The organism is Neorhizobium sp. 05N33, assembly GCF_056397445.1.
In genome coordinates this window covers 1-20,738 of sequence record NZ_JBFTNK010000009.1, presented here as the reverse complement: position 1 = coordinate 20,738, position 20,738 = coordinate 1, and the positions used below count along the sequence as shown (strand labels likewise).

The following is a 20,738-nucleotide window of genomic DNA, read 5'->3' as shown; positions in this document are numbered from 1 at the left end:
TTAGCCGAGGGCGGCCTGCAATGAAGGCTCGGGGATATCCCGCCCCATGTCCCGCGCTGCCTCGATCCAGCTTTCGATGGCGTCTTGTACGTTGGAAAGGGCTTCCTGCGGAGTCTCGCCATCGCTCATGCAGCCGGGAAGATCCGGTACGGTCGCGAGGAAACCGCCGCCATCTTCTGGAGGGAGCGGTGAGACGAAAACCGGGTAGCGCAGTTTGGTCATTGTTCACCCCCTTGATCACATCATCCTATTTCCCGTTCTGGTAGGTGGTCAATTGCGTGACCGTCTCATAGTTTCCGGCCGTCCGAGTCATATTGGATAGGAAATGACATGATAAAAACCTGGTCAGTCGCAGCATTGGCTCTTCTTTCCGCCCTGCCGGCGCATGCTCTCGATGCCCATATCGTCCGGCAGCTCGATGCGCTCGCCCCGGATGAACGGCGCGAACAGCGCTGCGATATCGAGGCGATGGATCGCATCAAAAAGGACAACAAGGGCGAGTTCAAACCGGATAAGGTGATCGCCTATACCTTTTCCCAGCCGGTCGAAGATGGCAACGCCATCCGGGCGCCGGGTGCTGTCTTCCGCAGTGCCGGCGACTGGTATCGGCTCAAATACAAGTGCGAGACCGGCGACAAGGGTCTGGAAGTGATGTCCTTCGACTACAAGATCGGTTCGAAAGTCCCGCGCGAAGAGTGGGAAAAGTATTACCTCTACGAGTGACATCATCCCGGCAGGTGCGGCACCGTCTTCCGGTCGGGGAAAAGCTCGTTCAGCACCGTCATCATGATGAGGGAAAGCGGCAGGGCGAGCATCGCCCCGACCGCACCCCACATCCAGGTCCAGAACAGGATGGCGATGAAGACGATGAAAGGGTTGATTTCCCACTGCCGGCCCATGATCGCCGGGAAGAGCAGGTTCTCCATCGCCAGGTGGACGGTGAAGAAGATTGCCGCCGGGATCAGGCCGAGGAAAAAAGCGTCATGGGTGAGAATGCCGGCGATCGCCACCGAAACCGTCATCAGCGTGATGCCGACGAACGGGATGAAGCTTGAGACGAAAGCGAACAGGCCCCATAGCACCGGCATCGAAAGCCCGCCGAAATAGGCGATCAGCGCCATCACCACCCCGAGCCCCAGATAGAGCAGGCTGGCCGTCGCAAAATAATAACCGAGCACCTCGTCGATCGAATTGAGCACCCGGATCGCCATCAGCCGCTGCCGGCGTGTGGGGAAGGCGAGAATGATCGTGCGCCGCAACCGCACCCTGCCATAGAGGAAGAGCAGCAGGGCCGCAAAGAAGATCATTCCCTGGACGATCGCAGGGGTCAGGTTGGCGGTGACGATGCCAAGGATATTGCCGGAATTCTCGATCAGCGACTGCATCGACATCGGCCCGGTCTCGAATGTCGCGGGCGAGACGTTGATCCAATGCTGGCTTTCGAGGAACGGTTTGATGCGGTTGATGGTCCGCTCGATGAAATTCGGACCTTCCTGGATCAGCTTTGCGACCGGTTCAGCAAGCGAATTGATGATCAGGAACAGGGCCGCGAAGACCAGCGTCGAGAGGATGAAGGCAATGCCGAAACGGGGCACGCCGGCCTTGCCGAGGCGATCCGCGACAAGACCCAGGATGAGGCCGACGACGACAGCGAGCGTGACGGGGATCAGGATCAGCGACATGTAATGGACGAGCGAGAAGAACACGATCGCGAAAATGCCGATCACCGCCCAGGCCATCGCCACGTCGAGCGCCTCGCGCCCAAGCGGCAGGTTCTCCACCACGTCGATCTCTTCCGGGTGCAGCAGCGCCTCCTTGCGCTGGGCCGGCATCTCCGTCAGGTGTTTCTTCAGCTTGCCATTGCCGCGCGCACTCATGTTTTTCGTGTCCAGAGGTCCCCGTGATCGCTCTCAACGCGAAAGCGGCGCTCCGGTTCCGGAGCGCCGCTTGTCGGCAAAACGGGTGACGGTACTCAGGCGGCGAGCGTCAGGCCGATGCCCCACGGGTCCTTCAGCGACCAGCCTTCGGCGGTCTTGGTCGTGGCGATCTCCTGGGCATCGAGCGCCGCAAGCGCCCTGTCGAGCGCCGCCTTGTCGTTGAACCGGACCGTGTAGTCCGAAAGCCCGGTCATGTTGTTTTCGCGCGCCTTTGCGCCGCGGCTGTTCCAGATATTGGCGGCGATATGGTGGTGGTAGTCGCCGGTTGCAAAGAAGCTCGCGCCCGGATACCGCGCCATCACCTTCAGGCCCAGCACGTCGCGATAAAAGGCGTCTGCCTGCGGAATATCGCCGACCTGCAGATGGATGTGACCAACGGCGGTGCCATCGGCCATGCCGTCGAAGGCCTGCTTCGGAGCGCTGTTGTAAAGTTCCTGCAGGTTCAGGCGTTCGGTCGCCATGGCGATCGTACCGTCCGGCTGATAGGTCCATTCCTGCGGGGTTCGGTCGCGGTAGATCTCTATACCGTTGCCCTCGGGGTCGGACAGATAGATCGCCTCGCTGACGAGGTGGTCGGAAGCGCCTTCCAGCCGGATATTGTTATGGGCGGAATGTGCCAGCCAGTGGGCAAGCTCCTGCCGGTTCGGCACCAGGAAGGCGGTGTGGAACAGGCCGGCGGCGTTGCGCGGCGCACGGGCGACGTTTTTGCCGGTCGAAAGCGTCAGGAGCGGTTGGCCGCCGACGCCCAGCACTTCGCCGCTCGGGCTCTTTTCAATAACCTTCAGGCCGATAATGTTCTGGTAGAAGCCGGAAACCAGGGCCAGGTCGCTGACGACCAGATGCGCGCCGCGGACATGGGCCGGGCGGGTCAGGGCGAAGGGTTGCATGACGTCGGACATATCGAAATCCTTTCGGGCATGGGGCGGGTGAACGCCTCGTTGCAACCTATATGGCCCATGCCCATCGTTCACGATAGAGCGCAAACTGACGATGGATCGTCTCCAAATTATGGACAATGGGCGGGTTTGACCTCGGTCAAGGCGGTTTGGACCGTATGAAGCTACAATGGGCGAAAAACATGAAGGAGATCGCATGTACAAGAAGATCGTCGTTGCGGTGGATGTTTCCGCTCTGGAAAAGGGCGAGCGCATTCTGCGCACGGCAACGAACCTGCTCGACACGGGCGGCATGATCCTGATCGTCAACGTGGTCGAGGATATGCCCGCTTATCTTGTCTCCGAGCTGACCGTCGATCTGACAGTTGCGGCCCGTCAGGATGCCGAACGGCAACTCGTCGAGCTTCGCGAAAAAGCCGGCATCGAGGCCGATATCGAAATCCGCCAGGGCGCGCCGGCGCGCGAAATCCTGGCCGCTTCGGAAGAGCAGGGCGCAGATTTGATCATCGTCGCCTCGCATATCCCCGACCTGTCGAACTACCTGATCGGTGCCACTGCCGACCGCGTCGTGCGCCACGCCACATGCTCGGTCCTCGTCGACCGCTGAGAAGGAACGGATCCATGGATACGTCACGATATGGCAGCATTCTGAGGGCGAGAAAGGCAGAGCTGGAAGGCCGCCTGAGCCGCATCGAACAGGATTTCGTCACGCCTCGCGATCCTGACGACGAAGACCGTGCCGTCGAGCGCAACAATGACGAGGTGCTGGAAGAACTCGGCGAAACCGGCGAACGGGAGCTTGCGGCAATCGATGCGGCACTTCACCGCATCGCCGCCGGCACGTTCGGCATCTGCGCCAGATGCGGCCAGCCGATCGCCGAGCAGCGACTGGATGCCGTGCCGCACACGCCCCTTTGCCAGGCGTGCGCCGCCGAGGTGTCGGAGGAAGTTTAACGCGGGAAACGGAATGTGAATCGTCCCTCTCTTGCCTTCCGCGGTAGTCGTGCTCATTCTTAGATCGAGGCAGGCGGAAGGTCGGATGAACGAGTTTTTCAATTTCGGGCGGAAATACGATTTTCACGAGATCGTCGCGGATGGCATCATCCACGGCGTCGGTATCGTGTTCGCGCTGGTCGGCGCCACCGCCCTGATCTTCTATGCGACCGTCTGGTCGAGCCATGGCGAGATCGCCGCCGCCTGGATCTACGGCCTCGGACTGATCATCTGCCTGTCGATCTCGTTCACCTACAATATCTGGCCTCACTCGCGCACCAAATGGGTGCTGCGGCGGCTCGACCATTCGGCGATCTTCATCCTGATCGCCGCGACCTATACGCCGTTCCTGCAACGCGGCGCGCACGACCCCTGGATATTCGCCATGCTTCTGGCGATCTGGGCGACCGCGATCTTCGGTATCACGCTGAAATGCCTGTTTCCCGGTCGTTTCGACAAGCTGACGATCCTGCTCTATCTCGCCATGGGCTGGAGCGGCGTGATGGTGGCCGGCCCGATCTCGCAATATCTCCCGGCGGTCACCGTCTGGCTGATCGTCATCGGCGGCTTCATCTATTCGCTTGGCGTGATCTTCCACGTCTGGGAACGGCTGCGGTTCCAGAACGCCATCTGGCACGGGTTCGTCGTCGCTGCCGCCGCCGTCCACTACGGCGCGGTGATGACCTGCTTCAGCCTCTCCGGCGGTTTTTGATCCGAGGTTCGGTTTGTCGCGGGCAACCGATTAGCTTCAGGCTCGCCCCTCCCTCATCAATTCCAATGAAGTTATCAAAGGAGTAGGCCAGCCAATCTGGACTCGCCATTCCATCGTCTGATATAGTGGACAAACGAGTATCATAATGGACGAAATATGATGACCCAACCACTTATCCGCGACGCTACCGAAGCCGATCTTCCCACCGTCATGGAGATCTACAACGACGCGGTCGCCAACACGACGGCGATCTGGAACGAGGTCCTCGTCGACCTCCAGAACCGCAAGGAATGGTTCGCCGCCCGCAAGGCGCGCGGCTTTCCGGTGCTCGTGGCGGATGTCGGCGGCAAGGTCGCCGGTTACGCTTCCTATGGCGACTGGCGCGCCTTCGACGGGTTCCGCCACACGGTCGAGCATTCCGTCTACGTCCACCGCGATTTCCGTGGCGCCGGCATCGGCCGGCTGCTGATGCAAGAGCTGATCGCCCGCGCCTCCGAGAACGGCATCCACGTCATGGTCGCCTGCATCGAGGCCGGAAACACCGCCTCGATCGGCCTGCACGAGAAGTTGGGCTTCCGCACCGCCGGCACGTTTTCCGAGGTCGGCACCAAGTTCGGCCGCTGGCTGGATCTGACCTGCATGGAGCTGAAGGTTATGGGGTGATGTTGATAACGGCTATCGGACTTGGTATTCTCTCGGCAAAGGGATAGTGCGATGGCCAGCGACGACAATCTCGGAAGACATCTCGAAGACTATGTCGACGAGTTGGTGAATGCCGGACGTTACGATTCGCGCGACGACGTTCTGCGCGAAGGCCTCCGGCTGCTACAGATCAAGGAGCGGCGACGCGTGGAGCTTGAGGCTGCGTTGGCACGCGGACTGGCGGATTCTGAAGCTGGAAGAGGAACGCCTGCCGAAGAGGTTCTGGCCGATTTCGAGGCCCGTTATGCGGCCGGGATGAAAGACCGCACTGCGTGATCGTCATCTTCACGCCCGAAGCGCGTGGCGACCTTAACCGGATATGGGCCTATATCGAGCAAAGCAATCCCCGACGCGCCATCAGTTTCGTACGTGAAATCGTCGGACGAAGCATGGCCCTCTCAGACATGCCTTTACGATACCCGCTCATGCCAGGGCATGAACCAAGCGGCATCCGCCGAATACCTTACGGCAACTATCTGATCTTTTACCGGATCGTGGACGAGCGGATTTACATCCTGCACATTCTCAACGGTGCTCAGGATTACGAAGCCATACTCTTCCCCGACGACTCCTTTTAGCTTCGCTGCAACGCCAGATGCGCCCCCAGCCCCACCAGCAGCGCCCCTCCGGCTCGCTGCATCAGCCGTTGCGCTCCGCTCGAGCGTTTCAGGCGGGTGATGACAGCGCCGGCGAGGAAGACGCAGACGATATCGGCGGACGAGAACATCAGGTTGACGATCGTGCCGAGGATCGCGAACTGCAGCCAGATGGGGAAGGCGGCCGAGGCGTCGATGAACTGCGGCAGGAAGGCGAGGAAGAAGATCGCCGTCTTCGGGTTCAGCACTTCCACCGTGATGCTTTCGAAAAACGCCCGCCGGCCGGATTTCTCCGCGATCTCCGGAAGTTCCGCATCGCCCGCCGCCTTGGCGCGGAACAGCGAGATGCCGAGCCAGACGAGATAGGCCGCCCCGCCGAGCTTCACCACCATGTACAGGATCGGAACGGCATGAAAGAGCACCGAAAGCCCCGCGGCGGCGGTGAACACATGCGCGTAACCGCCGATATGGATGCCGAGCGAGGCCATCAGCCCCGACCACCGCCCGCGCGCCAGCGTCTGGGCCGCGGCATAAAGCATGGCCGGCCCGGGAATATAGGCGAACACCGCCGTGGTGGCGAGGAAGGCGAGAAACAGCTCGGTCGAGGGCATATCGTGTTCCTTGAATGAACCCGCATCATTGCAACAGGCGGTGCCCGCCCGCAAGTGCAGCCGATCGGGCAGCGCAGCTTGAGAATACTTCGATCCGCACCGAAGCATCAGCCCTGCGTCTTCACCTAGAACATCCGCATCGAAATACGAACGGGCCAGCTGACATCATGCCGAATACACCGAATATGACCAGGGAACTGGCGCTGCTCCTGGCGCTCTCCACGCTCTGGGGCGCTTCCTATACGTTCATCAAGATCGGCGTCGAAACCATCCCGCCGGTCACGCTGATCGCACTGCGGACGCTGATTGCCGGAACCGTGCTGCTCGGCGTGATCCGCTGGCGCGGCCTGAAGCTGCCGCGCGATGGAGCGACATGGGCGCGCTTCCTGTTCCAGGCTTGCCTGAACAGCGCCATTCCCTTCACGCTGATTGCCTGGGCGGAACAATCAACCGATGCCGGGCTTGCCGCGATCCTCAATTCCACCACGCCGATCTTCGCCTTCCTGATCACGGCATTGATCACCCGCCATGAGCCGGTGACGGTGCGGAAACTGTTCGGCGTCGGCGCGGGGCTGGTCGGCATCTGCATGGTGATCGGCGTCGAAGCGCTGTCGGGGCTCGGCGAGAGACTGGTGCCGCAGCTGGCGATCGTGCTGGCGACCGTGTGTTATGCCGGCGCGGCGATCTTTGGCAAGAACTTCAAGGGCCTCGACCCGATCATGCCGGCGGCTGGCTCGCTCGTCTGCGGCGCCGCGCTGCTGGTCCCTGCAAGCCTGATCGTAGACAAGCCCTGGACGCTTGAGCCCTCGCTGGACTCGATCCTGGCGCTGGTGACGCTCTCGGTGTTTTCGACGGCGCTCGCCTTCGTCATCTATTTCAGGCTGATGCAGACGCTCGGCTCGGTCGGCGCGACCTCGCAGGCCTATCTGCGTGTGCCTATCGGGGTGGCGATCGGCGTCGTTTTCCTCGGCGAAAGCCTGCATCCGGGCGCATGGGCGGGCCTCGTCTGCGTCGTCGCAGGTGTTGCCGCCATGACCTTGCCGGCACGGAGGAAGCTCGTCTCCGCGTGATCCCGCCTTTCGTCAATCCTCCGTGGGTTCTGGCGGTCCCTGTCGGGAAAGATGGGCTTCGACGGCGAGGTTCAGTTCCCGCAGCAGGTCTGCAAGCTGCGCCTTCTTTTCCGGATCGAAGCCTGCGATCGCTTTCGCCTCGCTCGCCATATCCTGGCGGAATGCGGCCTCCGCCCTGCCGATGCCCTCGTCAGTCAACTGTACGGAAAGGCTGCGGCCGTCGCTGTTGGACGGAACGCGTTTGATCAGTCCGGCCTTTTCCAGCCGGCCCAGCCGGTGGGTGAGGCTGCCGGAGGCGATCATCAGCGACCGGTAGAGTTCCGTCGGCGTCAGCCGATGGGGCGGCCCGGAGCGCAGCAGCGTCCCGATCACGTCGAATTCCCCGCGGTCCAGCTGAAACGACGCGAATGTCGCTTCGATCGACGGCGTGACCAGCCGCGACAGGCGGTAGGCGCGGCCGAGAATCTCCATCGGGCCCGTGTCGAGATCCGGCAATTGTTTGGCCCACTGGGCCCGCGCCCGGTCGATGTGATCCTGCGTTTTTTGCGTCTGCGCCATTCCGATTCTCCGTCTCGATAAAACTATCTTGACATGAAGATAAATTGAGGGCAAATATCTTCATGTGAAGATAAATAGGTGAGGAACCGACCACCATGCCTTCGATCGCCGCAAGGAAGTCCTTTGAAATCCCGCTGATCGTGCAGATGCTTGCCTGTTCGTTTCTGTGGGGAGGCGCTTTCATTCTGCTGAAGCTGGCGGGCACCGCGCTCTCTCCGCTCGCCCTGACGGCGGTGAGGGGGCTGATGGGCGGCAGCCTGATCGCCGTCTGGATGATCGTCTCCGGCCACAACATTCTCCCGCGCGGACGGGAAATGCGCGACTGGGTCGTCCTCGGTTTCCTGCAGGGCGTCGTCCCGAACAGCCTGACGGCCTATGCGCTGACGGAAATTTCGGCGGGCCTGACATCGATGATCCAGGCCTCCACGCCGCTCGTCGTCGCGGTTCTGGCGCAGGCGCTGTTTGCCAGCGAGCGGCTGACGCCGAAAGTGGCGCTCGGGCTTGCGACCGGCTTCGGCGGCATGGTCCTGCTGATCGGTCCGGCAGCGCTCGGTGCCGACAACGTCAGCCTTCGCGGCGTCGGCGCCGTGGTCATCGTCGCGGTCAGCTACGCGCTCGGCAATCTTTATGTGCGCGGCATTCCAAATGCTCAGCCGGTCCGGCTGGCGCTGGGACAGCAGCTGTTCTCCGGCCTGCCGACCTTCGCGGTGATGATCTATCTCGGCGGTCTTTCGGCCTTCGCTCCGGCGCTCGACAACCTGCCGTTGCTTCTCGTCCTCGGCGTGTTCGGAACGGCCCTGCCGATCGTTCTCTACATGAACATCCTCAAGAAGGCGGGTCCGACCATCGGTTCGATGAACGGTTATTTCCTGCCGCCCTGGACGATTATCCTCGGTTTTGTCCTGCTGGGCGAACCCGTCAGCCTGAGAGAAATCATCGCCACCGCGATCGTGCTTGCCGGTGTCGCGATCGTGTCGCTGAAGACGGAAATTCTGTCGATCGCCTACCGCCGGCTGGCTGCCATTCTTCACCCGCGGCGCAGCGGCAAGATCGCCTGAGCTGGAAGGTTGACGAAAGGCCCGGGGTCCCGCCAGCCCCCGACTTAAATGTGGAATATGTCCTGTCGCGAAACTCTGACTTTCGCGACAGGAATTTCCTGAAAATCAGCGCCTCGTTTTTGCCGCAGAAGTCAGGAATTACGCAGCACGACAGCTACAGCCTCACCTTGCGGGAAGCTGATAACCTCCTCTGGTAAAGGCCAGTCCGCTAAAGCTTCCGGCTCGTCCTCCCCATCGATAGCGACGGTCCTGAGCCGTGAAGCGAGTTGGTCTAGCGTCGTCCTCGCCTGGTACGACAACTCGGTTGAAACGGGGGAGAGGTCCTTTGATAGACCCCAGTAATCCCACGGTTTCAGTTCCAGTTTACGCAGGGCTGCGACTTCCCGAAGCAGGCTTCCCGCGACAAACCATTCCCCGCCGAGGCCGAGGCTCGACACGCCAAAACGGGAGGCAATCTCCGGTTCGTCTTTGATCCGAAACCATGCCTCGCCCGCTGTTAGAAAGCGGGCGCGCGGCACGTCTAAGGTGTCGAAGGAAACTCCCCCGATAGCTGCAAACTCCAAATCGAGCCGTTTCCAGCGCCCGCCGTCATGCCATTCGCAAAGCCAATGATCTTCCCAATGACCAGGCACCAGATAGTCGGAAAACCCGACACGGAGGCGAGCCGGGGTGCCGAGTTCGCGAAATCTACTAACCGCCAGTATCGCGAAATCCCGGCATACGCCGCCAACCTTAGGCTGTACGGCATCGCCTTCGAGCAAATTGCGCTCTACAACGATTGACAGAATCTCGGCCACGGAACGAAGCTCAAGATCGGCGGCCTGTTCGGGTGTGAAACCTCGTTCTTCGGATTCGGCCCCGCGAGGATGTTGCATGAATGAGCTAATCCACCGGGCAATTGAGTTTGGCTCGACGCCGCCGCGCATCAATGTTTCGCGATACGGCCCAGGTTCCGAGTAGATGCTTTGGGTGACGTAGAAGGATTTGCGCATTGCTGTCTCTTTCCTGTTGAGATTGAGACACGACAAGGAGGGCAAATTTTCGAAAATTGTCAACTGGCGCTTGTCACGGTCAGGGGCTGACGGGATCCCGTGCCGTTTCTATTGTCCGGGCAGCACCGCTGCGACAAACGCTTCCAGGTTTCGGCGCACATGCGCGTCGACCGGCCCCGCTGGATCGAACCCCCACCAGAGAAGACAACCCTGCCACTGCGAGGCCATCAGCATGCCGATATTGTCCGGCCTACCGGGTGTCGATGCAAAACAGGCGGTGATCGCGGTGGAGATAACCTCGCCCCAGGCGCTGCCGCGGGCGCGCAGGCGCGGATCGCGAAAATCCTCCCGCAGCATCAGCAGGCCTTCGGCATAGGCTTCGATGCCGCCATAGTCTCCGGAAAGCGCGACGAGAATGTCCACGGCACCTTGAGGCGTTTTCGGCGCGGCGGCGATCGCCGCTTCCGTCTTGGCATCCAGATCGTCCCAGGCAAACAGCAGCGCGGCGCGGGCAAGTTCCTCCTTGTTCCTGAAGCGCTGCACCAGCGTCGAGCCGGAAAGGCCGCAAGCCGCCGCGAGCGAAGCGAAGGTCAGCGCCTCCGGGCCTTTTTCGTGCATCACCTTCAGCGCCGCCGCCAGTACGTCCCTGTCCGGCATGGTTTTTGGTCGCGCCATCTTGCCTCTCGAATTATAAACGAATAAACGTTTATATATTGCCTTTATATGAAACGCCAGTTCTAACCATAGGGAACCGGAAGGGAAGGAGCCGTCATGTCGCACGTGTACAAAAAGCCTCTGGAGGGAAAAATCGCGCTGGTGGCAGGCGCCACGCGGGGTGCCGGGCGGGGTATCGCGGTCGAGCTCGGGGCGGCTGGCGCAACCGTTTATGTCACCGGCCGGACCACCCGGGAGAAGCAGTCGGAATACGGGCGGCCGGAGACGATCGAGGATACCGCCGAACTGGTGACGCTAGCCGGCGGCACGGGCATCGCGGTGCCGCTCGATCACCTCGTCCCGGAGGATGTCGCAGCGCTCGTCGGGCGCATCCGCGAGGAGCAGGGGAGGCTCGATATCCTTGTCAACGACATCTGGGGCGGAGAACATCTGTTCGAATGGGACAAGCCGGTGTGGGAGCACGACCTCGAAAAGGGCCTGCGCATGCTGCGGCTGGCGATCGACACCCACCTGATCACCGCCCATCATGCGCTGAAGCTGATGATCGAGACGCCGGGTGGCCTGCTGGTCGAGGTCACCGATGGCACGGCGGAATACAATGCCGAACATTATCGGCTCTCGCCCTTCTACGACCTCGCCAAAACCGCGGTGACGCGCATGGCCTGGGCGCACGGCAAGGATCTCGAAAAGGTCGGCAGCACCTCGGTGTCGATCACGCCCGGCTGGATGCGCTCCGAGATGATGCTGGATATCTACCAGGTGACCGAGGAAAACTGGCGGGATGCTCTGGTCGCCCAGCCGCATTTCTGCATTTCCGAAACGCCGCGCTTCATCGGTCGGGCGGTGGCAGCGCTTGCCGCCGATCCAGACCGGGCACGCTGGAACGGCCAGTCGCTGTCGAGCGGCGGCCTTGCCAAGGTCTATGAGTTCAACGATGTCGACGGCTCGCGGCCGGATTGCTGGCGCTACCTGAACGAGGTTCAGGAGCCCGGCAAGCCGGCCGACGCCACCGGTTATCGCTGATCAGCCGCCCATCGCCGCCTTGCCCACCGCCATTCGCTCGGCCTCGTCGCGCAGGTCGAGCGTGATTTGGGTGCCGTCGCGGATGCCGCGTTTCAGCGCGTCCTTCCGCTCTGGCCCGACCCGGATCTCCTGCCTGTCGAAAAGCGCCTGCAGCCGGCTGCGCGACAGCTGAAGTTCCGCCGCCAGCAGCCGGTCGAGCCGCAGGCCGGTCGGATAGGGCAGGGCGAGCGTGATTGTGATCTGCCTCCAGTCCGCATCGTGGCGAAGCACCGCCTTGCGCGTCTCGATGTCGTCGCTTTCCTCGATGCGTCCGGCCCTGGCCTTCAGCGCCTGAGCGTCGAATTCGATGCGGGAAACGAAATCCGGCGTGCTCGCCTGCATCGCGTCGAGCAGGGCGGGATCGATCGCCCGGATGGTCTGCCGCTCGAAGATCGGCCGGTTCCAGGTGCCGTCGCAGGCGATACATCGGTAGATGAGCCAGGCATCGAGCCGCTTGCCATTGGCATTGAGGCGGATGCGGCCGCTGGAGCGGAACGGTCTCGATAACCCGCAGCCGCTGCAGGCAAGGATCGGCCGGGGTGGAGTTCTAGGGGTTGCAGTCCATTCGAGATGGAGGATGTCGCACATGCCGTTTTGATCTTCCAGTCAGGAAGTTCATGCGGGAAACGGCACTCAAGAAGCCCTTTCGGGCGCGCACGGTGTGGCGAAGGTCCGGACTGTGGGGAGCAAGCGTCGGAGGTCTTAGTCGGACGGTTCAGGGCAGCACGAGGCCGCACTGGCACGATCAATGCCAAACCGGTCTCAAGCCGCCACCCCGATGAACAGTGTTCCCACGCGGGCAAGCGTCATCGCTCTTCCACGCATGGGAGGGTGAACCTGTCGAGACCGGGGATTACTTAGGCAAACTGAACCTCAAAGGCCGACGCTCTTCGACCGAAAGGCATAACCGTGCAAAAACCGAAGTCAAGAATTTTTGGACGTCGCGCCGCGCCCGTTGTGACCTATATGACCTGACCATATGAAGTGTAACCAGTCGTTCAGCGAGGATCGAACCATGGACATCAAGCGCAGCGGATCGCAGCCTTCGAAGGCGCCGCCACAATATTTCACCGGCACCGTCAGGCTCGATCCGATCGTCGAGGCGCCGGAGCCGGCCCGGGTGCGCGCCCTTTCGGTCACCTTCGAACCGGGCGCGCGCACCGACTGGCACACCCACCCGCTCGGCCAGACGCTGCTCGTCACGGCTGGCGCTGGCCTCGCTCAGGTCTGGGGCGAGCCGGTCCGGGCCATCCGGCCCGGCGACGTGATCTGGTTCCCGCCCGGCGAAAAACACTGGCACGGCGCATCCCCGACCACCGCCATGACCCATATCGCCATCCAGGAAGCGCTGAACGGCAGCACGGCGGAATGGCTGGGGGCGGTGACGGACGATCAATATGCAGGCGAGGTCGCGAAAGACTGAGCCGAACTGGCTTGGCGCCGTTTGACGCTCGAAAACACCCCGCGCGTCATTGAACCGAAACGTCTGGTGCGCAAAGATGAGGACATGATTCCGAACCGGAACCTGAAGGAGCCGCCATGTCCGACGTCACCCGCATCTCCAACCCGTACCTGACCGTCGACATCTCCTCGCTCGGCTCCGAGATGCAGGCGCTGACAGCCGCCGATGGCCGCTCGTTTCTCTGGAATGGCGACGCCGCCTTCTGGAACGGCCGCTCGCCGGTTCTGTTTCCGATGGTCGGCAAGGCGCCGGAAAACCGGATCAGCGTCGACGGCAAGCCCTACGAGATGGGCCAGCACGGTTTTGCCCGCCGCAGCGAGTTTACGCTTGCCTCGTCGAGCGAGACCATGTGCCGTTACGAACTCGCCGCCTCCGACGCGACACGCGCCGTCTATCCATTCGAATTTTTGTTGGCGGTCGAGCATTCGCTGGATGGCCGGACGCTGACGGTTGCGGCCGAAGTCGAGAACCGGGATCGGAACCCGATGCCCTTCGGCTTCGGTTTCCACCCGGCCTTCGTCTGGCCGATTCCCGGCGCGGCGGCCAAGGCCCATACCATCACCCTCGATAACGGCGCCGAACCGGCTTTGACGCGGCTGGAGGGCGGGCTGGTCAGCCCGGAAAAGCTGCCGTCGCCGTTTACGGCCGGCAGCCTGACGCTCGACCATGCGATGTTCGAGGCGGATGCGATGATCTTTCCGGAAGGGGCGGGCGAGGGGCTGACCTATGCCGCCGAGGGCGGTCCCGCGCTCAAATTTTCCTTCGAGAACCTGCCGAACCTGGCGCTCTGGCAAAAACCCGGCGCCTCCTTCATCTGCATCGAACCCTGGCACGGCACAGCGGCCGAACTCGGCGGTTCGGACGACCTGGCGAAACGTCCCTACGGCGTGGTTCTCCAGCCGGGCGAAAAGGCCCGCTTCGCGTTCATGGTGGAACTGCCGGTCTAGCGTACAGAGCGTCCCGGCTTTCCGAGACCCCACATTCGGTTTATGACTACCGCCGGCATTCCCGGGTGCAACTGCCGCCCGGATCATTGTCCACGACAAGGACCCGACCTGACGTCAGGCGGTCCCGCGAGTGCTGTTGGAGGAGAGCATGACCGCGTCGCTTCGCATAAACCACCTGTCCATCATGGTTCGCGATCTAACCCGCAGCGCCGAGTTCTATCACCGGGTCCTGCGCCTGCCGGAAATCGAGTGCAAGGCCCGCAAGCCGAACATCCGCTGGTTCGGCATCGGCGACGACCAGTCGATCCACCTGATCGAAGGCGATTTCGGCCAAACCTATGTCACCATGTCGACCCATCTCTGCATCGCCGTGACCGACCTCGACGCCACGGTCGCCCACATCGCCGCAACCGGCACGAAATACGGCGATCTGGCGAGAAACGAGGGTAGGATCTACACCCGTGCCGACGGCGTCCGGTCGATCTACCTGCAGGACCCGGACGGCTACTGGCTTGAGATCAGCGACGATTATTGAGAATAAAAAAAGCGCCGGCGGATCGCCGGCGCTTCGGGTGTTTTGCTTTACTTCATCGCCTCGAAGTCCATCGCATGGCCGTTGATGCAGTAGCGCAGGCCGGTCGGCGGCGGGCCGTCGGGGAAGACGTGGCCGAGATGGCCGCCGCAATTGCTGCAGCGGACTTCGGTGCGCACCATGCCGTGCGACACGTCGCGGATTTCGGTGATCGCCTCCGGATTCACCGCCTCGAAATAGCTCGGCCAGCCGCAGCCGGAATCGAACTTGGTATCGGAGACGAACAGCGGTTCGTGGCAGGCGGCGCAGCTGTAGAGGCCCTTTTCATGGCTGTTCCAGAAGGGCCCGGTAAAGGCGCGTTCGGTGCCGGCCTGCCGCAGGATTCGGTACTGCTCGGGCGTCAAGAGCTCGCGCCACTCCGCATCGGTCTTCTGGACTTTCGGGGTGATCACATCGGACATCGCAAGGTTCCTTTCGTTTTCCCCATAGATAGGCATCGAGGCGGCGAAGGAAAAGTCCGCGATTTGAGAGCGGATGCCGGCATGGCTGTTTTCGGGCCCAAAAGCGGACAGCGGCTTGCAAGTTTTGAATGGATTTGAGACTGCTGCTGCAGCCTATCACTTCGATGACGACGCTAATGTTCGTCGTCTCGGAAAACCTGGATTTCAAACACTTGAAGGCGACAGTCTTCAGAAGCCAAACTTCTCATCACACGCTACCCGAAAGCGTGTTGCACGACAGAGAACGGGGCCACCTACAAGAGGCAGCCCCTAACAGGTGCGTGTCAAAAGAGAGCTGCACCTTGCTCTACCTCCACAGATAACTGACAATCAAGAGATGTTCAATCGGTTTATCGATTCAATAAAGCGCCGCGCTTCTGCTCGGCTCTCAGAAGCACCTCTTTCCTCCATCTTCGACCGATGAAAATCCATATCAGCAGCGACAATAATATAACTATCCAAGCCATGGAATTGGGCAGGACAGCGAAGACCGTGAGCAGCGCTACAGTGATAGCTGCGGTGACAAGGTTAACCCACGGGCCATACATGCCGAGCGGACTATTGGAGCCTTGGTCTTCAGTAGTTTCTTCCCTATCGGAACTCTCCATCACAGCAGCATAAATGACCTGCATGACTTTCGGGTCGGCGTAATAGCTCGTATGAGCCTCTATCGGGTTAGGAACGCCGGGCGGAATGGCCTCAATATTCGCTATGGCATCCCGTCGCTCAGAAATACTCTTACGTAATGACGTCACAGGTGAACTGATTGGGTCGAACCGAGACCAGAAATTCACCAGTCTGGCACGTCCTGCTCTACCTTCGATACGAAAGGGCGGCATTGCTAAAGAAAGGCGTTGCTCCTCACGAAGTCGATTATATCGATGGGAAGACGTGGTATCGATTTGAAAAAAATTGAAAATTAGATCGATAGGAGAGCCTATAGTGAAAATTGTATGGAGTTTCTCTAGGACGCGCAGCCGCTCGGTTTTATCCGAGCCTGCTTTTGCGCGTCGCCCTTCTTGCAGAAGCGCTTCCATCGCGATGCTCGTTCCTAAGCTATGCGAGACTATGAAAAACTGACCACAGTCTTCGCTGGCTGCGACGTACCTGATGAGCTTTCTCGTGTAAGCAACCACGCGTTCTCGTGTTTGGAACCGCTGATCTCTTTCGGAGTCAATTGTCCACGTGAGGACATCGTAGGCGTAGCTTTTTGCCGATTTTCCCAATGCTATCAAGCAAAGGAGTGACGCCAACGTCACAACGACGTAGAGGTAGGCGATGATGTTTGGCATTCCTGCTGCTATGAATTTCCAGGTACCGTAGCACAGATAACACTGGATCGCTGTAACGGCAGTCGAGCCTAAAAGTGCGAGTGCGACTTTGGCGGACCTATTGCGGACCTTTCTTCGCGTATTGCGACGCCATTCACTGGCCAGCAACAAAAGATCGTCGGCAGTCGTTCCTACCGTAGGAGGACGTTCACGCAGAAAGGTTTTGAATTCTCTGAACGATCCATTTGGGAATTTATGTCGGCTCTCCCAGTTTTCGAAATCCCGATAGGCTCTCTCAAGCTTCTCGATTCGATTTTTGCTTCTATAAGCTGCAAGTTCATGCAAGCACGCGAGGCGAAAAGATGGAAAGTTGCGCCACGATGAAAAGGCTAAGCGGAAAGGATTAATTGCACGCATCAGAAGCCAGAAACATACATACAACACGGAGTAGCGGCTTTCCGCTTCTGGCACCCAGTAAGCTTCATAAACTCTGATAGTCTTGGCGACACGTGGCCGTCCATCTACCTCAACGATCCTTTTGAAATCTACGTAATGGATGACTTGATCGTCATCGTTGACAGCCGTTTTGTATGAAAAATCTCTCGGTTTACCAATTCCCTTCTTGCTTTGGGATTGCCCGTACAAATCAAAGTAGTCCAGAAAATTGCTTAGAGACGAGTTTCGGGCGGGGTTGCCAATCCCATGGACATAAAGAATCGCCGTGTGTTTTGTTGACATTAGAAGAGCTTCGATAATCTGATGATGTTGTTGCTCTCATTACGCGAGAACGACTTGTTGATCTACACTACTGCACTGTTTTAGGCGGTAGCGGTCTTGGTGCTCTGTCTTCTAGTACAGGAACCTCCGCATTTGTCTCCAGGTCGGCCGTCTCTCATAAGCGCGACGGCGTCCACTTCTGGCGCATTGTTGCCCTAGCATCCGGGCCGTAATGCTGGTTTCCGCTGGCCTGCCTCTGGAGTCCCATCTTCGAAAGCGGACGCGATGTTCCAATCTATCGTCGCACATTGACGAGGGGATTTTTCACCACAATAAGGTCAAGCCGAAAAAATGTGGTAAGCGCCACGCGAATAACAGCAGGAGAGTGGTAGTGACTGAACCGACCGTAGCAGATGCAACAGGCCGCATTTATGAATCGCTCCAGGCGAACAATGCCGACATCGACGTGCATATCGCGACTCTCAAGGCAGCGTTGACACGGGCGGGTTTGAAAGAGGCCGTATTCGACCCGGCTAAGCTCGTGCAGAACAACCGTTCCGGCAGAAAGCTGATGCAGGCCTATTTTCGGCAGCGCGGCGTGACGGTGAAATTCTCGGCTTCTTCGTGAAGCCTTCTCATGAGGCATGATGCCGAACCGTTTCCCAAGCATAGCCCAAGCACCAGCCGGGAGCGCGAACCCAACATAGCTCGACCGGCCGCAGAATTAGCAGTTTTGCGACGCCAGCAATGACCGCTCCTCGCGAGAAGCTGCCCCCTTAAGCGTTGGCGGCACTTGCCATCAAAATCCGGAAAACGCGCGTTTCTGTGTGTTTCGTCCGGTTCTGCTTGAGGCGAGGCCGCGTTTCCCATAGAAAATCACCTGCCTCCGAACGGTCGGGCGGTGTGGGGCTTCTGAAGCGTGGAGATGACATGGCTGCCAATGCGCCGGCGTTGACGTTCTTCGCGTTGTTCCTGCCCTTTATCGCCGCAGTTCTGGCACCGGTCCTTACCCGCCTTCTGGGCGACAGGGCCGCCTGGGTTCTGGCGCTGGCCCCGGCGCTCGCATTTGCGCATTTCTGCACCTTCCTGCCCGAAATCGCCGCCGGCGAAGTGGTGACCGGGGGCTATGCCTGGGCGCCGAGCTTCAACCTCTCCTTCTCCTGGTTCCTCGACGGCCTGTCGCTCACCTTCGCGCTTCTGATCACCGGCATCGGCACCCTGATCGTCGTTTATTCCGGCGGCTACATGAAGGGTCATGAGGGGCAGGGGCGCTTCATGGCCTTCATCCTCGCCTTCATGGGCGCCATGCTCGGCCTCGTCGTCTCCGACAGTTTTCTGATGCTGTTCGTCTATTGGGAACTGACCTCGATCACCTCGTTCCTGCTGATCGGTTTCGATCACGAGAGGGAGGCGGCGCGGCGTGCGGCGCTTCAGGCGCTGGTGGTCACCGGCGGCGGCGGGCTCTGCCTGCTCGCCGGCCTGGTCTTCCTCTGGAACATCACCGGCGTCACCCAGCTTTCGCTGCTCGTGCATCTTGGCGACGGGCTGCGCCAGAGCCCGTTCTATCTCGCAACCCTGCTGCTGGTGCTCGCCGGCGCCTTCACCAAGTCGGCGCAGTTTCCGTTCCATTTTTGGCTGCCGAACGCCATGGAAGCGCCGACGCCGGTTTCCGCCTATCTGCATTCGGCAACCATGGTGAAGGCCGGCGTCTACCTGCTGATGCGGCTGAACCCGGTCATGGGGCAAACGCCCGCCTGGATGATCCTGCTGCCCTTCTTCGGCGGTATCACGCTGATTGCCGGCACGTTTCTGGCAGTCCGCCAGACGGACCTGAAGCTGATGCTTGCCTATACGACCATGGCCTCGCTCGGTCTCTTGGTCATGCTGACCGGTTTCGGTTCGGCCCATGCGGTCGAGGCGGCGGTGCTTTATCTCGTCGCCCATTCGCTGTTCAAGGGCGCGCTGTTCATGGTCGCCGGCACGGTGGATCATGAGGCCGGCAGCCGCGACGTCACGAAGCTCGGGGGCCTGCGCGCCGCCATGCCGGTCACCTTCGGCGCGGCGCTGCTGGCGGCGCTCTCCATGGGCGGCCTGCCGCTGTTCTTCGGTTTCCTCGCCAAGGAGGAGATCTATGCGGCGCTTGTCGCCGGAAATCCGCGCGCGGTGTTTTTCACCGGCCTCGCCGTAATCGGCAATGCGTTGATGTTCGCGATTGGCTTTGCCGTGGCGCTGAAACCTTTCCTCGGCCCCGATGTCGAGACGCCGAAACATGCCCACGAAGGACCGGTGACGCTCTGGCTGGGCCCGGTCGTTCTGTCCGTGCTCGGCCTGGCGGCCGCACTCTTTTCCGGCGTGGCGCATCGTTACATCTCCTCGCCGATGGCAAGCGCGATCACCGCCCAGAAGATCGTCATCGACATTTCGACCATGCCGCATCTCGGCGTGCCCCTGCTTCTGTCGGTGATCACCGTATTGCTCGGCGCACTCGCCTTCTGGCGGCTGACGGACCTGCGGGCCTTCATGGTGCGGGCGGTGGAAAGCCTTGGCCCCGGCCCGGACCGCGGTTTCGACCATTTCGTCTCCGGCCTGGTGCGGCTTTCGGGCGTCGTCACCCGCCTCGTCCAGCCGGGCCGGCTGGAAATCTACATCACCGCCACCTTCATCCTGCTGGCCGTGACGCTGCTCGTCCCGCCCTTCCTGTTCGGGGAACTGCCGGCAATGCCCAGGTGGCCGGAGCAATTGCTGGTCCAGGAAGCCGCGTTCTTCGCAATCGCGGTGATCGGCCTTATCGCCGTGCTGCGTGCAAAGGATCGGCTGACGGCGATCGTTTCGCTCGGCATCCAGGGTTTTGCCGTCGCCGTCATCTTCCTGCTGTTCGGCGCGCCGGACCTGTCGTTCACCCAGTTCATGGTCGAGACGCTGTCGGTGGTCATCCTGGCGCTGGTAATGACGCGGCTGCGGCTCTCGCCCCGCGACCACCGGCCCCTAGGACAAACGCTCTTCGACGGGACGATCGCGGTCGCCTGCGGCCTCGGCTTCACGCTGCTCCTCTTGAAATCGACGCAGGCGCCGTTCGACACCCTGCTCACCGACTTCTTCAACGCCTATTCCAAGACCGTCGCCCACGGCGCCAACGTCGTCAACGTCATCATCGTCGACTTCCGCGGCACGGATACATTGGGCGAGATCGCGGTGGTAATGGTGACGGCGCTCGCGGTGCTGGCGCTGATCCGGGTGAGGGCGGGCAAAAAGGTTGCGGACGACAAAATGGAGACGCGGCGTTGACGGGTGTGGTTTACCCCCCTTGTAACTTCCCTTTATCCGCTTTTGGCGATTTACTGCCAGATGCGGTGGCGGATGGGAGACCGAACCTCCCTTGGGACACCAAGCCCGTGGCAGAGCCTGGGTCTTCATCCGCCGTTCCATCGAACCCGAACAGTCGCCAGG

At 60.8% G+C, this 20,738-nt stretch carries 25 protein-coding genes; 15 read left to right on the top strand and 10 right to left on the bottom strand.

Annotated features, from left to right (window positions below; translation table 11 throughout):
- On the bottom strand, window positions 1–222 hold the full coding sequence (locus AC1DLT_RS20895; protein ID WP_477488037.1) for a type II toxin-antitoxin system HicB family antitoxin: 222 nt from the start codon (window positions 220–222) through the stop codon (window positions 1–3).
- Between the two features lie 108 nt (window positions 223–330).
- Between AC1DLT_RS20895 and AC1DLT_RS20890 the strand changes: the two genes are divergently transcribed.
- Complete coding sequence (locus AC1DLT_RS20890; RefSeq protein WP_038541055.1) at window positions 331–723, top strand: DUF930 domain-containing protein; 393 nt, start codon at window positions 331–333, stop codon at window positions 721–723.
- Window positions 724–725: 2 nt separating this feature from the next.
- On the opposite strand, the gene AC1DLT_RS20885 is transcribed toward AC1DLT_RS20890, so the two are convergent.
- Together AC1DLT_RS20885 and AC1DLT_RS20880 are read right to left on the bottom strand one after the other, a co-directional pair.
- Entirely contained in the window at window positions 726–1,832 is a 1,107-nt protein-coding gene (locus AC1DLT_RS20885; RefSeq protein ID WP_405029396.1) for an AI-2E family transporter, read from the bottom strand.
- Between the two features lie 140 nt (window positions 1,833–1,972).
- Window positions 1,973–2,836 (bottom strand): VOC family protein, encoded by an 864-nt coding sequence (locus tag AC1DLT_RS20880; protein WP_477488036.1) that lies wholly within the window; start codon window positions 2,834–2,836, stop codon window positions 1,973–1,975.
- Between the two features lie 193 nt (window positions 2,837–3,029).
- Between AC1DLT_RS20880 and AC1DLT_RS20875 the strand changes: the two genes are divergently transcribed.
- The 6 genes from AC1DLT_RS20875 to AC1DLT_RS20850 all read left to right on the top strand — a co-directional run bounded on the left by AC1DLT_RS20875 (window position 3,030) and on the right by AC1DLT_RS20850 (window position 5,818).
- Window positions 3,030–3,440, top strand: coding sequence for a universal stress protein (locus AC1DLT_RS20875; protein WP_477488035.1), 411 nt, complete (start codon window positions 3,030–3,032; stop codon window positions 3,438–3,440).
- A gap of 14 nt (window positions 3,441–3,454) precedes the next feature.
- On the top strand, window positions 3,455–3,787 hold the full coding sequence (locus AC1DLT_RS20870) for a TraR/DksA family transcriptional regulator (RefSeq protein ID WP_477488034.1): 333 nt from the start codon (window positions 3,455–3,457) through the stop codon (window positions 3,785–3,787).
- Between the two features lie 85 nt (window positions 3,788–3,872).
- On the top strand, window positions 3,873–4,538 hold the full coding sequence (gene trhA / locus AC1DLT_RS20865; RefSeq protein ID WP_038584820.1) for a PAQR family membrane homeostasis protein TrhA: 666 nt from the start codon (window positions 3,873–3,875) through the stop codon (window positions 4,536–4,538).
- Between the two features lie 159 nt (window positions 4,539–4,697).
- Window positions 4,698–5,201 (top strand): N-acetyltransferase family protein, encoded by a 504-nt coding sequence (locus AC1DLT_RS20860; RefSeq protein WP_477488033.1) that lies wholly within the window; start codon window positions 4,698–4,700, stop codon window positions 5,199–5,201.
- A 51-nt stretch (window positions 5,202–5,252) separates the two neighbouring features.
- Window positions 5,253–5,516, top strand: coding sequence for a type II toxin-antitoxin system ParD family antitoxin (locus AC1DLT_RS20855; protein ID WP_477488032.1), 264 nt, complete (start codon window positions 5,253–5,255; stop codon window positions 5,514–5,516).
- Window positions 5,513–5,818 (top strand): type II toxin-antitoxin system RelE/ParE family toxin, encoded by a 306-nt coding sequence (locus AC1DLT_RS20850; protein ID WP_477488031.1) that lies wholly within the window; start codon window positions 5,513–5,515, stop codon window positions 5,816–5,818. The genes AC1DLT_RS20855 and AC1DLT_RS20850 overlap by 4 nt, the downstream gene beginning before the upstream one ends.
- On the opposite strand, the gene AC1DLT_RS20845 is transcribed toward AC1DLT_RS20850, so the two are convergent.
- Window positions 5,815–6,447, bottom strand: a complete 633-nt coding sequence (locus tag AC1DLT_RS20845; protein ID WP_477488030.1) for a LysE family translocator — start codon at window positions 6,445–6,447, stop codon at window positions 5,815–5,817. The genes AC1DLT_RS20850 and AC1DLT_RS20845 overlap by 4 nt on opposite strands.
- A 167-nt stretch (window positions 6,448–6,614) precedes the next feature.
- On the opposite strand from AC1DLT_RS20845, the gene AC1DLT_RS20840 reads away from it, so the two are divergent.
- Window positions 6,615–7,517, top strand: a complete 903-nt coding sequence (locus AC1DLT_RS20840; RefSeq protein WP_477488029.1) for a DMT family transporter — start codon at window positions 6,615–6,617, stop codon at window positions 7,515–7,517.
- 12 nt (window positions 7,518–7,529) lie between these two features.
- On the opposite strand, the gene AC1DLT_RS20835 is transcribed toward AC1DLT_RS20840, so the two are convergent.
- Window positions 7,530–8,075, bottom strand: coding sequence for a MarR family winged helix-turn-helix transcriptional regulator (locus tag AC1DLT_RS20835; RefSeq protein ID WP_477488028.1), 546 nt, complete (start codon window positions 8,073–8,075; stop codon window positions 7,530–7,532).
- A 95-nt stretch (window positions 8,076–8,170) separates the two neighbouring features.
- Between AC1DLT_RS20835 and AC1DLT_RS20830 the strand changes: the two genes are divergently transcribed.
- A complete protein-coding gene (locus AC1DLT_RS20830; RefSeq protein ID WP_477488027.1) occupies window positions 8,171–9,133 on the top strand; it encodes a DMT family transporter in 963 nt (320 codons plus the stop codon).
- Between the two features lie 131 nt (window positions 9,134–9,264).
- Here AC1DLT_RS20830 and AC1DLT_RS20825 read toward each other — a convergent pair whose 3' ends face one another.
- Complete coding sequence (locus AC1DLT_RS20825) at window positions 9,265–10,125, bottom strand: transglutaminase-like domain-containing protein (protein WP_477488026.1); 861 nt, start codon at window positions 10,123–10,125, stop codon at window positions 9,265–9,267.
- 108 nt (window positions 10,126–10,233) lie between these two features.
- Complete coding sequence (locus tag AC1DLT_RS20820) at window positions 10,234–10,800, bottom strand: TetR/AcrR family transcriptional regulator (RefSeq protein WP_477488025.1); 567 nt, start codon at window positions 10,798–10,800, stop codon at window positions 10,234–10,236.
- Between the two features lie 96 nt (window positions 10,801–10,896).
- Between AC1DLT_RS20820 and AC1DLT_RS20815 the strand changes: the two genes are divergently transcribed.
- The gene (locus AC1DLT_RS20815) at window positions 10,897–11,823 is read left to right on the top strand and encodes an SDR family oxidoreductase (RefSeq protein WP_477488024.1); all 927 of its coding nucleotides are present in this window, start codon (window positions 10,897–10,899) and stop codon (window positions 11,821–11,823) included.
- On the opposite strand, the gene AC1DLT_RS20810 is transcribed toward AC1DLT_RS20815, so the two are convergent.
- Window positions 11,824–12,450, bottom strand: coding sequence for a DUF1062 domain-containing protein (locus AC1DLT_RS20810; RefSeq protein WP_477488023.1), 627 nt, complete (start codon window positions 12,448–12,450; stop codon window positions 11,824–11,826).
- 427 nt (window positions 12,451–12,877) lie between these two features.
- Between AC1DLT_RS20810 and AC1DLT_RS20805 the strand changes: the two genes are divergently transcribed.
- The 3 genes from AC1DLT_RS20805 (at window position 12,878) to AC1DLT_RS20795 (ending at window position 14,806) form a co-directional block, all read left to right on the top strand.
- Window positions 12,878–13,285: a (R)-mandelonitrile lyase gene (locus tag AC1DLT_RS20805; RefSeq protein ID WP_038584852.1), complete on the top strand. Its 408-nt coding sequence runs from the start codon at window positions 12,878–12,880 to the stop codon at window positions 13,283–13,285.
- 116 nt (window positions 13,286–13,401) lie between these two features.
- Window positions 13,402–14,271: an aldose 1-epimerase family protein gene (locus AC1DLT_RS20800; RefSeq protein WP_477488022.1), complete on the top strand. Its 870-nt coding sequence runs from the start codon at window positions 13,402–13,404 to the stop codon at window positions 14,269–14,271.
- 148 nt (window positions 14,272–14,419) lie between these two features.
- The gene (locus tag AC1DLT_RS20795) at window positions 14,420–14,806 is read left to right on the top strand and encodes a VOC family protein (RefSeq protein WP_477488021.1); all 387 of its coding nucleotides are present in this window, start codon (window positions 14,420–14,422) and stop codon (window positions 14,804–14,806) included.
- Between the two features lie 47 nt (window positions 14,807–14,853).
- Here AC1DLT_RS20795 and msrB read toward each other — a convergent pair whose 3' ends face one another.
- Window positions 14,854–15,264 carry a peptide-methionine (R)-S-oxide reductase MsrB gene (msrB, locus tag AC1DLT_RS20790; RefSeq protein ID WP_038584863.1) on the bottom strand — a complete coding sequence of 137 codons (411 nt, stop codon included), beginning with the start codon at window positions 15,262–15,264 and terminating at the stop codon, window positions 14,854–14,856.
- 389 nt (window positions 15,265–15,653) lie between these two features.
- Entirely contained in the window at window positions 15,654–17,312 is a 1,659-nt protein-coding gene (locus tag AC1DLT_RS20785) for a hypothetical protein (RefSeq protein ID WP_477488020.1), read from the bottom strand.
- A 370-nt stretch (window positions 17,313–17,682) separates the two neighbouring features.
- Here AC1DLT_RS20785 and AC1DLT_RS20780 point away from each other — a divergent pair, with 370 nt between their 5' ends.
- Together AC1DLT_RS20780 and AC1DLT_RS20775 are read left to right on the top strand one after the other, a co-directional pair.
- Window positions 17,683–17,919 (top strand): hypothetical protein, encoded by a 237-nt coding sequence (locus AC1DLT_RS20780; protein ID WP_477488019.1) that lies wholly within the window; start codon window positions 17,683–17,685, stop codon window positions 17,917–17,919.
- A 302-nt stretch (window positions 17,920–18,221) separates the two neighbouring features.
- On the top strand, window positions 18,222–20,576 hold the full coding sequence (locus tag AC1DLT_RS20775; protein ID WP_477488018.1) for a putative monovalent cation/H+ antiporter subunit A: 2,355 nt from the start codon (window positions 18,222–18,224) through the stop codon (window positions 20,574–20,576).
- Window positions 20,577–20,738 lie beyond the last annotated feature (162 nt).